Source organism: Ochrobactrum sp. CGA5 (assembly GCF_006345815.1).
Classification (GTDB): Bacteria; Pseudomonadota; Alphaproteobacteria; order Rhizobiales; family Rhizobiaceae; genus Brucella.
Genome location: NZ_VCIG01000038.1, coordinates 18,579 through 32,260, shown reverse-complemented (window position 1 = coordinate 32,260; position 13,682 = coordinate 18,579). Strand labels below are relative to the sequence as shown.

The following is a 13,682-nucleotide window of genomic DNA, read 5'->3' as shown; positions in this document are numbered from 1 at the left end:
CCTTTTCGGCCAACTATATAAATATCACTATCGCTCACCAGAAGGCATGGCTTACAGGCCTTGCAGCAAATCGAAACTGTTTTCATCGGAATTGTGGATGTCTCAAAACTCCTCCCAACCTCAACAACCGCGTGCAGCCAAACATCCGGTCAGTGAAACCCGCCACGGGATCGTGCGCACCGACGATTATGCTTGGTTGCGCGCAGATAACTGGCAGGAAGTATTCAAGGACCCGTCTGTTCTGTCCCCTGAAATCCGCGCACATCTGGAAGCGGAGAATACTTATCAGGCAGCGCTGATGCGGGACACCGAAGCATTGCAAAAAAGCCTGTTTGCTGAAATGCGCGGACGGATCAAGGAAGACGACTCTTCCGTTCCCGCCAAGGATGGTCCTTTCGCCTACGGTGTCTCCTATCGCACTGGTGGCGAGCAGCCCTATTTCATTCGCACGCCGCGTGATGGCGGCGCGGAAGCCATCCTTCTCGACGGCGATGTCGAAGGTAAGGACAAGGCCTATTTCCGCCTTGCATCAGCCGATCATGCGCCGGATCATAAGCTTTTGATCTGGGGCTATGACGATAAGGGGTCAGAGTTCTACAAGTTGAAAGTCCGTGACCTGTCTTCGATGAAGGACCTTGAAGACATAGTCACCGATACGAACGGCGGTGGCGCCTGGGATGCCGAGAGCAAAGGCTTTTTCTATACCCGTCTTGATGAGAACCACCGCCCCTCCAAGGTTTTCTATCATAAGGTCGGCACTGACCAGTCAGAGGACCGGCTGATCTATGAAGAAAAAGACCCCGGCTTTTTCCTTGGCGTCGGCGGATCGTCGCTCGACGACTACATCTTCATCGACATACATGACCATGAAACGTCGGAATGCTGGCTCCTTCCCGCCAATGACCCGGCGGCAAAACCGCAACTCGTCATGGAGCGCAAGAAGGGCACGGAGTATGACATCGCGCCGGGCGGCGATGTGTTTTACATCCTCACCAACGCGGACGATGCCAAGGATTTCAAGATATGTCAGGCGCCTGCAAGCGCACCGCAGCAGGAAAACTGGGTGGAGGTCGTGCCGGAAAAGCCGGGACGGCTCATCCTCTCACACTCAGCCTATAAACATCATCTTGTCTGGATGGAACGCGATAACGGCCTGCCGCGCATCGTGATCCGTGATCGCGAGACTGGTGAAGAACACGCCATCGCCTTCGACGAAGAGGCTTATTCGCTCGGTCTGCATGGCAGCGCCGAATATGATACGGATGTGATCCGCTTTTCCTATTCGTCCATGACAACGCCGGAACAGCTCTTCGACTACAATATGCGGACGCGCGAGCGGAAGCTATTGAAGACGCAGGAGGTGCCTTCGGGTCATAATGTGCAGGATTATGTCACGCGCCGGGTCTTCGCCAAAGCCTCGGACGGCGAGCTGGTGCCAGTGTCCCTGCTCTATCACAAGGACACGAAGCTCAACGGCTCGGCGCCCTGCCTCCTTTATGGCTACGGCTCCTATGGCATCAGCATTCCCGCAAGCTTCAGCACGTCACGCCTGTCGCTCGTGGATCGCGGCTTCGTCTATGCGATTGCCCATATTCGCGGCGGCAAGGACAAGGGTTTCGCCTGGTACGAAAACGGCAAGCGCAACAAGAAGGTAAACACCTTCACCGACTTCATCGCCGCCGCGAAACACCTCGTCGCGGAGGGCTTCACCAGCCATGACCGCATCGTTGCCCACGGCGGCTCCGCCGGCGGCATGTTGATGGGCGCAATTGCAAATATGGCTCCCGGTGCATTCGGCGGCATCATTGCCGAAGTGCCGTTCGTGGACGTGCTGAACACGATGCTGGACGACACTCTGCCGCTGACACCACCGGAATGGCCGGAATGGGGCAATCCGATCACCTCGGAAGCGGATTACCGGACCATCGCAGGCTATTCGCCCTACGACAATATCAGCCGTCAGGCCTATCCGGCCATTTTGGCGGTGGCCGGGCTTACCGATCCGCGCGTCACTTACTGGGAACCTGCAAAATGGGTCGCCAGATTGCGCGAACTCAAAACCGACGACCATCCTGTCCTGTTCCGTATCAATATGGATGCGGGCCATGCAGGGGCATCGGGCCGCTTCTCGCGGCTGGAGGAAGTTGCCTATACCTATGCCTTCGCGCTCAAAGTGACAGGCAAGGCGGGCGACACTCTCTAATCGCCTGAAACCGGCATCGCATCCATGTTTTACGGGTGCGATGCTTTCCGCTGGGAGAAATCGCACTATTTCGTTTATAGTATTGTTTTACATCTATTCTTTTTAAGGAGAGACCAATGCTGCGTCAGGTCATTGCTGTTTGCCTCACTTCCGCATCGCTTGCGGTTTCCGGCCTGTTGGCGCTGCCGATGTCGGCGGAAGCGCAGGTGCGTAAGGATGTCAGCGAGTATGCGGGCCAGCGCTGCAGCGTGCCTCCAAGAGGCAGCGGCATCATCGTCGGTCAGTTCAGCGGCGTGGATGACTCGCCCTTTATCACGGGCGGCGATGGATTGGTCCCGATAGACCGTGTCCGGTGCTTCAGCAGCATGTCTGAATGCAAGGGCTGGCTCTATACGATGCAAAGCAAATACACCAATGCCGGTGCCGCGACTCTGGTGCGTTGCACCAAACGCTGAAACTGAGCGAGAGATTTCCGGTTTTCAGGAAGCCTCACCAATCCCGCTTCGTGGAACGATATCTGATGATCGTAACCGGCAAGGTTCAGTCATGCGTCGATTATGATCAACGCCCCGGAATTGGAGGAAACTCGGGCAGCATATGTCTTGTCGTCATATAGCCCGGCCATAGGTCATATTCTCCTAATATTTTCACTCGTGGCGGCTTGCAAAGCACGGTCGAGAATGCATATTACGTAAACGTAAGTTTTTTGGGAGAATTTCTATGGAAGAACTGATCGCACGCATCACCTCCAAAGTTGGCATTGATGCTGCAACGGCAGAAAAGGCAGTTGGCATGATCCTCGCCTTCCTGCAAAAGGAAGGTCCGGCGGCAGAAGTCCAGAAGCTTCTTGCGGCATTTCCCGGCGCTGAAGAAGCAATCGCGCAGGTCAAGGGCGGTGGCTTCCTTTCCGGTCTGATGGGCGGCGTGATGGGTCTCGGCTCCCAGCTCATGGGCGCAGGCCTCGGAATGGGTGAAATTTCTGGCGTTGCCAAGGAAACCATCCGCTTCGCCAAGGAAAAGGCCGGCGACGAACCAGTTGATGCGGTCATCGGCGCAATTCCGGGCCTCGGCCAGTTCATCTGATCAGATTTCGATACTCGTAGAAAGCCCAGGAAATGTGGGCTTAGGGCGGTACTAAGCCGCTGATGCTCCAGAGTATCTTTTTTCAAACGATGTAGAGACGCCAGTCCATTGAACTGATGTCTCTGCAGCGCCGTTTTTTCGGAATAGACATCCAAAGCAGGCTTTCCAGAAGCGGAAAACGATTTCAGTCGGAATAGTATCTTACTTCCGTTAGAACGAGGAAGATAGACCGCAGGGCGGCTTGAAAGAATAAATCTATTTCGTATCTTAACATAATATTTAATCATAGTCATCAAGAAATTCCACATTATCGGCAAAATAATTAACGCTTAATATCTACGCCATACCCTTCAATTGCAATAAAGATAACCTTAAATGAGATTTCCACTATTGCATAAGTTTATAGATTTTCTTGTATTCTTATAGTATTGATAGTATTGGATTGTACTTATGATCAATTTATCATCCCCATATACCCATGAATACCGCTCCGTAAACTGGTGGCGCCTTATCGCGGGCATGGGTGTCACACTCGTTCTTGGTCTCAGTGTTCATGCTGTAATTCTGCAAATACTCCATGTCGCTGTACCATCACAGGGAATCAAATCCTGGCTACCGTTCCGACTTGTGAGCGATATAACGATGGCCGGCGGATTGATCGTTTTCTTTAAACTGGTGTCAAACAGCGCACTTCACATTAAGCGGCCACGTATTACTCTGATTGCTTTTCTTGCAGTCTGCGGTCTAAACGAAACGCTTCGTGGCTGGGCAATGAACACTTATTGCACCGGACCGCTTGCCTCTTCAGCATTTTTCCTGGGCCTAATGACAGTAGCAAATTCTCTTTACTACGGTCTCGCTTTCCTGATAGTCGTTATTGCATCTCCGAAGGTTCGAACATTTGCACATTATGTCTTGGCGAGTGTGATAACCGGCATAGTCTTGGCATTTCTTGCACCGTTGCTAACGGGGAAGATCCAGTCATTTTTCGGTTCTGTATTTGAAACCCTGGCTCCCCAGCGGGGATGGTGTACTTTGCCCTACGGAGCCAATGTACTAATTCCCGCTTATCTAAGCTTTATAGAGCCAGTGATTTCTACAGTCGTCTGCGCGGCTCTCACTTGGCGTTTTTTGAAGGGAAGCACGATACTAAAGCTGATGCAGTTTACATTGCTCATTCTCGCACTGAAGAAGCAGTTATTCGCCGCTTTTCTTTACGTGGTATATGCAAGGACAGACTTTTGGCTTGCATTTGCCAGCATGGGTCAATTTACTCTGGAAGCCGCGGCGCTTGGCATACTATCTGCTTTGACGTGGGTATGGTCCACGGGAGCGATCCCGACACAACCTCTTAATGACCATTAGAAATGGTCCTATTAAAATAGAGTGGCTCAGAACACTCTGTTTATTGCGTGCGTCGTTCTCCAACAAAACAGAACTCGAAATCAGCTTAAAGATCACCTCCACAAAATGATAACTGTCCTGGGAGGACAACTCGAAACAACGAAAAAGAGCATTTTTGGCGCTTCAATCAAAGCAGAAAATGCTCGAGCATAAACAATAGTACTCAAGTCATATTTTTCACGATAACGTGATATGAGTGTAATAGTCCCTATAAATTCGGGATGATACTTGCTGCATTGGGGATTTACTCGATGCGATGATTGCAATGTTCCTGATTGTATCGGATAGTTGAACCAAGGGACAAAATCTGTTCGATTTTTAAATGCGGAGGATCGCATGCGTTTGTTTTTCCTGACTGTCAGCTCTGCGGCGGCATTGGTTGCGGGTGTCGCACATGCCGATGTCATTGCCGATCGCCAGGCAATCATGAAGGACCTTGGGCGTTCAGTCGGGTCGATTGCTCCCATGGTCAAGGGCGAGAAGCCATTCGACGCCGCCACAGCGCTCGCAGCACTGGAAAAAATCGATGCCGATGCCAAGAAGCTGGACGTGGATACGCTCTTCCCGGCAGGTTCTGATCAGGGCGACACCGAAGCCTCACCGAAAATCTGGGAAAACAAGGAAGACTTCGTCAAACACGTCGAAAAATTCCGGTCCGATGCCGCAGCAGCACTGGCTGCCAAGCCGCAAGATCTGGATGGTCTGAAGCCAGCCTTCCAGCAGGTCGCAGCCAATTGCGGCGCTTGCCATCAGGTCTATCGCGTCAAGAAGAACTGATCTCCACTGTTGACACTGAGCACACCAGACGAAAACATCTGGTGTGAAAGGCATTTCCAGCAAAGCGCGGTGCTGTTCCAGCGCCTGCGCTTCTCGAAACTGCCCCGTTGAATGACAGCCATAAGAGCGGTCCGCAATTGTCGGAACCGCCACACGGGAACGGATGGAATGGTCCGAAAACTGGCTTATGCCGCAGGTGCCGTGGTCGTACTTGGAGCCGCAGCTTTCTGGATTCTGACTGCGCCACAGAAGGTGGACACCACCGTTCTGGACGCAATGAAGCCCGGCGATCCCGTCAAGGGCGAACAGGTTTTTTGGGCTGGCGGCTGCGCTTCCTGCCATGCCGCGCCTGGAGCCTCGGGTGATGCGCGCAAGGTTCTTACCGGCGGGCATGAACTGGTCTCGGACTTCGGGACCTTCATTGCGCCGAATATTTCTCCGTCCCCACAGGGTATCGGTACCTGGACCATCCAGGATTTTGCCAATGCGATGCTGAAAGGCATCGGAAAGCGGGATGAGCACCTCTATCCGTCCTTCCCCTACACATCCTACACAAGGATGCAGCCGCAGGATGTGGCCGATCTCTTTGCCTTTATGAAGACATTGCCACCGTCCGACAATGTCGCAGCGCCGCATCAGCTCTCCTTCCCATTCAACATTCGACGGGGGCTCGGCCTTTGGAAGCAGCTTTATCTGACCGATCGGCCTGCGGTGGAAATCGCAAGTGCATCCGATCAGCTGAAGCGCGGCCAATATCTGACCGAAGCACTTGGCCATTGCGGCGAATGCCACACGCCGCGCAATGCGATTGGCGGGCTGGATACCGGCCAATGGCTTGCCGGTGCATTGTCACCTGAAACCGGCACTGACGGCAAACGGGGCATTGTTCCCAACATTACGCCTGATAAAGCGGGCATCGGCGGCTGGAGTGAGAAAGACATCTCCTACGCATTGCAAAGCGGTTTTACCCCGGATTTTGATTCGCTTGGCGGATCGATGGCCGACGTGGTTACGAATATGGCCCATCTCACCGAAGCTGATCGCAATGCGATTGCCGCCTATCTGAAAGCCATTCCGGCGCACCCGAACGGCTATCCTGCTCGCTGAAGTCCAGTTACAGGCTTCGTCAGCGACCTCGTACATGGTTTTTCCCAAAGGCTTTTTCTTGTCGTGACGACGAGCGATGTTTATATCGTTAGGTATAGTTGAACAGAGGGAGCAAGCTGCCTGATGACCGCCGAAGACGCTATTTTTCTAGGCGCGAGCCGCAAACCTGACGACTCATACCAGCAGCCGGAATATTTAGCGCTGAAATATGGCAACCGGCACGGCCTCGTGACCGGCGCAACCGGCACGGGTAAGACGGTCACACTGCAGGTTCTGGCCGAAAGCTTTTCGGCGGCTGGCGTTCCGGTTTTCTGCGCCGACATCAAAGGTGACCTCTCCGGTATCGGCGCGATCGGAGTTCAGAATGACGGTCTTCTCAAACGTGCGGCGGAAGTGAAGCTCGCCCCGTATGAAATGCGTGCAGCGCCTGTAATCTTCTGGGATATATTCGGCGAACAGGGCCATCCCGTCCGCGCAACCATTTCCGAAATGGGGCCGCTGCTCTTGTCACGTCTGATGAATCTCACCGATGCGCAGGAAGGTGTGCTGAATATCGCCTTCCGCTTGGCGGATGAAGAGGGTTTGCTGCTTCTGGACCTCAAGGATTTGCAGGCCATCCTCGCCGAAATGGCGGAGCGCTCGGCGGAACTGTCCGGCAAGTATGGCAATGTGAACAAGGCTTCAGTGGGCGCGATCCAGCGTTCGCTTCTGGTTCTCGACCAGCAGGGCGGATCGAAATTCTTCGGGGAGCCGGCGCTCAAGATTTCAGACCTGATGCGCACCACGACCGACGGGCGTGGGGTCGTGAGCGTGCTCGCCGCCGATAAGTTGATGATGAGCCCGCGGCTCTACTCTACCTTCCTGCTCTGGCTGATGTCGGAACTGTTCGAGGAACTGCCGGAAGTCGGCGATCCCGATAAGCCAAGGCTCGTCTTCTTTTTCGACGAAGCCCATCTACTGTTTGATGAAGCGCCGAAGGCGTTGGTTGACCGTGTCGAACAGGTGGTGCGCCTGATCCGATCGAAGGGCGTCGGCGTCTACTTCGTGACCCAGAACCCGCTCGACGTGCCGGAAACAGTTCTGGCGCAGCTCGGCAATCGCGTGCAACACGCCTTGCGCGCCTATACGCCGCGCGAAACCAATGCCGTGAAAACGGCCGCCGATACGTTCCGCCCCAACCCGGACTTCAACACGTTTCAGGCGATTACCAATCTCGCCACCGGCGAAGCGCTGGTTTCCACGCTCCAGGCAAAAGGCGTGCCTTCCATCGTGCAGCGCACGCTCATGCGTCCGCCTGCTTCGCGCATCGGCCCGCTGACACCGGAAGAACGCGCGAAGATCATCGCCGCAAGCCCCGTCGCAGGCCAGTATGATCAGGTTGTAGACCGCGATTCCGCTTTTGAGATGCTGGCCCGCAAGGCGCAGAATGCAGCGGCAGCCCAACAAAAGACCAAGGAAGAGGAAGAAAGCGGCGGAAGTATCCTCGGAGACCTCGTCGGGACCGCCCTGGGAACTGGCCGCCGTTCCGGTCGTCAGACGGTCGCGGAAGCCGCGATGAAATCCGTTGTCCGCTCGGTCGGCAATTCGCTCGGCCGCGCACTCGTGCGCGGCATTCTCGGCAGTTTTAAACGATAGCGCAACCAACAGGGACAAACTCAATGAGCGAGTTGACTGTCGTTGACTACGCAACTCTATGGACGGCATTTTTAGCGACAGTCGGCTCCATCGCTGGAGTTTGGGTCTATTTTAGAAAGGGTCCCGTGTTGGTGGTAAAAATTATACCGCCAACACGAAACAGGAAAAATAAATCTTCATCAGATCGAATTATAACAATCGAAATCACGAATAAGGGTGAAATTCCTGCAACGATAAGCCGGATTGACGTGCAAACCACCGTAAGGAAAGCGTTTTTTCGAAGAGGTGTTTTACAAGAAGCTATTTTCGATGATTCCACCCCGTGGCGCCCAGACTATTTTTTGGAACCTGCAGCCAGCAAAGTTTACGATCTGAAATTCTTCAACGACTGGGATCCAGATACACAGCGCATTGACGTCCTTGTTTATTTGCGTGGACGAAATGCTCCCATTTCCACCCACGCTCGCGGCTAATGTTCGCGCCGATGCATGGTGTTAGCTAGTCGCCGATTTGGCGAGGGCGTAGGCCACAAGGGTATTGGCGTGGCCGTGCCCCATCTCGAATTCCGATTTCAGCCAATTGACGATTTCCATATGCTTGTCGCCCTTTCGCTGCTCGATCAGCGAAAGCCAATGCTGGACGGGCTGTCCGTACTTTTTCTCGATGGACGGAAAATAGGATGCCGGGCCCTTCACGACTTCCTTGGCAGCTTTTTCTTCGGACACGACTTCCCTCCCTTTGTTCCGATGATTTTCATGCGGAAACTGACTGATTTTCAAGGCGGCGGCAAGCCACAGAATGGTGCAATAGAAAAGCCCTGGATAGCTCGCTATCCAGGGCTTTTGCACTCTGTCATTCAAGCAATCGCTATTACATCACGAGAATTGGCGACTTTGCAGGCACGCGATCATAGAGATCGATGATGTCCTGATTCAGGAAGCGCACGCAGCCTGAAGAGACCGCCTTGCCGATGGACCACCACTCTGGATTGCCGTGCAGGCGGTACAGCGTGTCCTTGCCGTCCTGGAAAATATAGAGCGCGCGGGCGCCGAGCGGATTCTTGAGGCCCGGAGCCATGCCGCCGTTCTTGGCGCTATAAGGCGTGAGTTCCGGCTGGCGGGCGATCATTTCGTCCGGCGGAGTCCAGCGCGGCCACTGGCGCTTGTACTGGATCACAGCACGGCCCGACCATGCGAAGCCTTCGCGGCCGATGCCGACGCCGTAGCGCATCGCCTGTCCGTTCTCGAGGACGAGATAGCAGAACCGGTTGGCCGTATCGATGACCAGCGTACCGGGCATTTCTCCGGTCGGGTCCTGCACCACCTGCCGCAGATAGCGCTTGTCCATCTTCTGGATCGGGATTGCAGGAAGCTGGAAGCCGCCATCTTCGACGGCAGCATACATTTGCGCCCAGCCGCCATAGGAAGAATCGACATTGGCCTGCGGAGTGCGGTTAATCGGATTGCCCGACTGATCCACATCAATGATTGGAACACTCTGCCCCAACTGAGCGCAACCGGCCAGACCGGCGGCCGCTGTTGCTGTCATTGCCGTCAGAAAGGAACGGCGGGTAAGGGTCGTTTGCATATGAAAACCAGTTTAGTGACGGGAGGAGTTACAGATACACATTCAGGGTTAACGAATTGCGACCCGGCCAATTGTGGCAGATGCGCGGTGAGCAGCCGAAACCGCCTCAGACGGCTTTTTCCGGTGTTTTGTTGCGTGGAAAACGCCCGAAAAATGTGGCGTGCACCCGTTCGCAATGCGGCCTAAAAGTGGCGAAAGCCCACCAGCATGGCTCGTGTTGCAGCCACGACACAATTTTGGGTAAGGAACCCCGCCCACACTAAAACAGCAGCGTTCAAATTTTAGTGAGAACTCAATCAAGCAGTTGGAGGCTTGGCAAAATGAGCGCCGGTGCGAACTGCTTGTACTCGTCGGGCTGGTTGGTCCGATTGATCCAAACCCCACGCATACCGAAGCGTACCGCGCCCGCCACATCCCAGCGATTCGAGGACTGGAACGAGATTGCGGACGGATAAAGCCGCCATTGCATGGTGATGAGTTCGTAGACAGCCGGGGCGGTCTTGTATTTCCTGACTTCATCGACCGAGATCACATCATCCAGCAGGACGTCGAGCGCCGCCGAACGGACAGCAGATTCCAGCATTGCGGGCGAACCGTTGGAAAGAATTGCAAGCCGTGCGCCCTTCTCTTTCAAGCTTTTAAGGGCGGCAGGTACCTCCGGGTAGCAATCGAGCTTCCAGTAGGCGTCAAGCAGGTCATTGCGCAGTGCCGGATCGACGGAAGGGTAGCGCGCGAATGCGAAATCCAGCGAATCCTCGGTCAACTTCCAGAAATCGCTGTAGGCGCCCATGAGACTGAGGACCCAGGAATATTCGAGCTGTTTTGCACGCCACAGTTCGGAGAATGCCCGCCCGTCCGGCCCGGCTTTGTCCGCATGTCGCCGCACCGCCGAATGGACATCAAACAATGTGCCATAGGCATCGAAGACATAAGAACTGTAGGACACCATTGCCTCCCTTTAAGTGCGACACATGCCGCAGTGTGGAAAAATCGTCTTTGCGCATCCTACTGTGATTTCAATAATAATTCATTGTCTCGAAGCTGATTTGCTCATTCGCGCCATTGCCGCCCGCACAGATGCGGCCTATGTAGATTGCGCACGCAAGTTTTAAGGCAGCATTTGCTCGGCCCGCCGCAAGCTGCCCATATAAGCTGAAAGAAAAGAGGAGAGTTTCCAATGGCTTTCGAACTGCCCGCCCTGCCGTATGACTATGACGCCCTTGCGCCGTTCATGTCGCGCGAGACGCTTGAGCTTCATCACGACAAGCACCATCAGGCCTATGTCACCAACGGCAACAAGCTGCTCGAAGGCTCCGGCCTCGAAGGCAAAAGCCTGGAAGAAATCGTCAAGGAAAGCTACGGCAAAAACCAGGGCCTCTTCAACAATGCCGGCCAGCACTACAACCACATCCTGTTCTGGAAGTGGATGAAGAAGGGCGGCGGCGGCAAGAAGCTGCCGGGCAAGCTTGAAAAGGCAATCGAGTCCGATCTTGGCGGCTACGACAAATTCCGCGAAGATTTCATTGCTGCCGGTGTCGGCCAGTTCGGTTCGGGCTGGGCCTGGCTGTCGGTCAAGGACGGCAAGCTTGAAATTTCCAAGACCCCGAACGGCGAAAATCCACTGGTTCATGGCGCAACGCCGATCCTCGGCGTCGATGTGTGGGAACACTCCTACTATGTCGATTATCGCAATCTGCGTCCGAAGTATCTTGAAGCCTTCGTCGACAATCTCATCAATTGGGAATTCGTCGAAGAGCTGTACGAAAAGGCTTGATGCCTTTCATATCGCTATGAAGAAAAACCCGGCTTTGCCGGGTTTTTTGTTGCCTTCATTGTTGTATCACCTGCACGCCCACATGCTGCGCGCGCCCTGCTCCCCATCCGGCGGTAGCGGCCCCCACCCCCAGCGCGGCGAAGAAAAGGCCACAGGCGGTGAAGCTGCCCGTTGCACTGTGGATCAGTCCTACGATGAGGGGACCGATCGCAGCCAGCGTATAACCGACGCATTGCGCCATGCCGGACAGATGCGCTGCCGTGTGTGAATCCGGCGCGCGCAGCACGATCACCATCATCGCGGCGGCAATAAGACCGCCCTGCCCGATGCCCTGAACGATCGCCAGACCCCAATAGGTCCATAGCGGCAGATACAGAAAGCCAATCAATGGTAAGGCCGCACAGGCACAGAGAACGACATTGAGTAGGCTCTGGTTTTTCTGGCGGGTGGCAATGGAAGGCACCGCGAGACAGGTGATGACCTGTGCCAAGATTGAGAAGGAAACCAGACCACCTGCCGCCGCCGGGCTCAGGCCCTGTTCGCGCAGGATCGGCGCCAGCCATCCGAAAACGATATAGGCGGTGGAAGACTGCAGCCCCATGAACAGTGTTACCTGCCAGGCCAGCTTGTCTTTCCACAGACCGATCACCTTGAAACCCGAATGCGCCACATTGTGTTTGGCACGCATGGCCTGCGGCAGCCACAACAAAAGAACGACTGCCGCGGGGACAGCCCAGAATGCCAGAGCGAGATTCCAGGAACCGCCGAGCACCCCTTTGATCGGGATGGTGAAACCGGCTGCGGACGCAGCGCCGCCACATAGGGCCATCGTATAAAGACCGGTCATGATGGCGGCTGTTTTTGGAAAGTCGCGCTTGACGACGCCCGGAAGCAGCACATTACCCGTAGCAATGGCGGCACCGGCCAATGCTGCGCCAATATAGAGCGAATAGAACGAACCGAAGCCGCGCATGGCAGTGCCGACAGTCAGCACCGCCAGCACGAAAAGCAGGACACGTTCCGCGCCAAAGCGCTGCGCCAGCCGTGGCGCGAATGGCGCGAAGACGCCAAGACAGACAACCGGCAATGTGGTCAGAATACCGGCCGCAACGGAAGACATGCCGGTAGCATCGATAATTTCCGGCAGAAGCACGGAAACGCTGGAAAATACAGGTCGCAGATTGGCGGCGATGAGCACGAGACTCAATCCCAGCAAAATGCGCATCGCCTTGCTTGGCAATTGCTGGACAGGCGGCGGCGGAATGCTGTCAGCCTCCGCATCGACCAGCGCCTCAGCCTGCAATATCGCCTCGCTTTCTGCCGCGTTCGGCAGAGCTGTATTCGTGTGGCTCATGATGCCAGCAACCTTTCAAGTTCTTCAATCAGTGGCGCCATGAAATACCGAACCGTTGCGCTGGCCTTGTCGGGATCACCCGTGGCGATGGCTTCGACGATCTGGCGGTGTGCTTCATGACTTGGCTCAGGCAGTTCACCGTCGAGCGTGGCTTCTATGGATTCGCGGATGGAAGCAGAGAAAAAGGCATAGACCTCGATCAATGCGCTGTTGCCCGAGGCCGCAACGATGGCCTCGTGAAAAGCAAAGTCTCGAGCGACAAAAGTTGCCCGGTCGATTTCATCACGATTGCACCGCTGTGCCAGCATCTTCTCCAGATGCACAATCCCCTTGGACGTGATGCGCAACGCGGCAAGCCGTGCCGCTTCCGTTTCCAGAACTGCCCGGGTTTCAAAGCGGTCGCGCAGACTGGTATGGCGAATACGGTCAAGGCTGCGCGCCGTGTCGGCAGTGGAGCGCACGTAAGTCCCTGAACCCTGCCGGGTTTCCAGCATTCCTTGCGCCACCAGCGCCCGCACGGCTTCGCGCACCGTGCCGCGGCTGACATCCAGCGTTGCAGAAAGCGCCGCCTCATTCGGCAACTGGTCGCCTATCGCCCAGCGGCCCGAAGTGATTTCCACACGCAATGCCTGCGTGGCCGAATCCGTCAATGTCTTGCGGGATATTGCCTTCATAGCGCTACCAAATTCATCTGATGACTTGATGAATTAGACTTGCGTAATGGAGCTGTCAACAGTCATGAACGAAGCTGACCGTTG

At 55.1% G+C, this 13,682-nt stretch carries 14 protein-coding genes; 9 read left to right on the top strand and 5 right to left on the bottom strand.

Annotated features, from left to right (window positions below; all coding sequences use genetic code 11):
• Window positions 1-97: 97 nt before the first annotated feature.
• The 8 genes from FJQ48_RS13020 to FJQ48_RS12985 all read left to right on the top strand — a co-directional run bounded on the left by FJQ48_RS13020 (window position 98) and on the right by FJQ48_RS12985 (window position 8,682).
• A complete protein-coding gene (locus FJQ48_RS13020) occupies window positions 98-2,203 on the top strand; it encodes a S9 family peptidase (protein ID WP_139975456.1) in 2,106 nt (701 codons plus the stop codon).
• A 116-nt stretch (window positions 2,204-2,319) separates the two neighbouring features.
• A complete protein-coding gene (locus FJQ48_RS13015; RefSeq protein WP_139975455.1) occupies window positions 2,320-2,658 on the top strand; it encodes a hypothetical protein in 339 nt (112 codons plus the stop codon).
• Window positions 2,659-2,923: 265 nt separating this feature from the next.
• Entirely contained in the window at window positions 2,924-3,286 is a 363-nt protein-coding gene (locus FJQ48_RS13010) for a DUF2267 domain-containing protein (protein WP_139975454.1), read from the top strand.
• Window positions 3,287-3,736: 450 nt separating this feature from the next.
• Window positions 3,737-4,651: a hypothetical protein gene (locus FJQ48_RS13005; RefSeq protein WP_139975453.1), complete on the top strand. Its 915-nt coding sequence runs from the start codon at window positions 3,737-3,739 to the stop codon at window positions 4,649-4,651.
• Window positions 4,652-5,026: 375 nt separating this feature from the next.
• Window positions 5,027-5,467 carry a cytochrome c gene (locus FJQ48_RS13000; RefSeq protein WP_139975452.1) on the top strand — a complete coding sequence of 147 codons (441 nt, stop codon included), beginning with the start codon at window positions 5,027-5,029 and terminating at the stop codon, window positions 5,465-5,467.
• Window positions 5,468-5,635: 168 nt separating this feature from the next.
• Complete coding sequence (locus tag FJQ48_RS12995; RefSeq protein WP_139975451.1) at window positions 5,636-6,574, top strand: cytochrome c; 939 nt, start codon at window positions 5,636-5,638, stop codon at window positions 6,572-6,574.
• Between the two features lie 123 nt (window positions 6,575-6,697).
• Window positions 6,698-8,209, top strand: a complete 1,512-nt coding sequence (locus tag FJQ48_RS12990; RefSeq protein WP_139975450.1) for a helicase HerA-like C-terminal domain-containing protein — start codon at window positions 6,698-6,700, stop codon at window positions 8,207-8,209.
• Between the two features lie 23 nt (window positions 8,210-8,232).
• Window positions 8,233-8,682 carry a hypothetical protein gene (locus tag FJQ48_RS12985; protein WP_139975449.1) on the top strand — a complete coding sequence of 150 codons (450 nt, stop codon included), beginning with the start codon at window positions 8,233-8,235 and terminating at the stop codon, window positions 8,680-8,682.
• A gap of 21 nt (window positions 8,683-8,703) precedes the next feature.
• Here the strand turns inward: FJQ48_RS12985 and FJQ48_RS12980 are convergent, their stop codons facing one another.
• The 3 genes from FJQ48_RS12980 to FJQ48_RS12970 form a co-directional block, all read right to left on the bottom strand.
• Window positions 8,704-8,934 carry a DUF4287 domain-containing protein gene (locus FJQ48_RS12980; RefSeq protein WP_139975448.1) on the bottom strand — a complete coding sequence of 77 codons (231 nt, stop codon included), beginning with the start codon at window positions 8,932-8,934 and terminating at the stop codon, window positions 8,704-8,706.
• 145 nt (window positions 8,935-9,079) lie between these two features.
• Complete coding sequence (locus FJQ48_RS12975; protein ID WP_139975447.1) at window positions 9,080-9,796, bottom strand: L,D-transpeptidase; 717 nt, start codon at window positions 9,794-9,796, stop codon at window positions 9,080-9,082.
• Between the two features lie 292 nt (window positions 9,797-10,088).
• Window positions 10,089-10,742: a haloacid dehalogenase type II gene (locus tag FJQ48_RS12970; RefSeq protein ID WP_139975446.1), complete on the bottom strand. Its 654-nt coding sequence runs from the start codon at window positions 10,740-10,742 to the stop codon at window positions 10,089-10,091.
• 231 nt (window positions 10,743-10,973) lie between these two features.
• On the opposite strand from FJQ48_RS12970, the gene FJQ48_RS12965 reads away from it, so the two are divergent.
• On the top strand, window positions 10,974-11,570 hold the full coding sequence (locus tag FJQ48_RS12965; RefSeq protein ID WP_139975445.1) for a superoxide dismutase: 597 nt from the start codon (window positions 10,974-10,976) through the stop codon (window positions 11,568-11,570).
• 55 nt (window positions 11,571-11,625) lie between these two features.
• Here the strand turns inward: FJQ48_RS12965 and FJQ48_RS12960 are convergent, their stop codons facing one another.
• On the bottom strand, window positions 11,626-12,924 hold the full coding sequence (locus FJQ48_RS12960) for a CynX/NimT family MFS transporter (RefSeq protein ID WP_139975444.1): 1,299 nt from the start codon (window positions 12,922-12,924) through the stop codon (window positions 11,626-11,628).
• Window positions 12,921-13,598, bottom strand: a complete 678-nt coding sequence (locus FJQ48_RS12955) for a FadR/GntR family transcriptional regulator (protein WP_139975443.1) — start codon at window positions 13,596-13,598, stop codon at window positions 12,921-12,923. The genes FJQ48_RS12960 and FJQ48_RS12955 overlap by 4 nt, the downstream gene beginning before the upstream one ends.
• Between the last annotated feature and the right edge of the window lie 84 nt (window positions 13,599-13,682).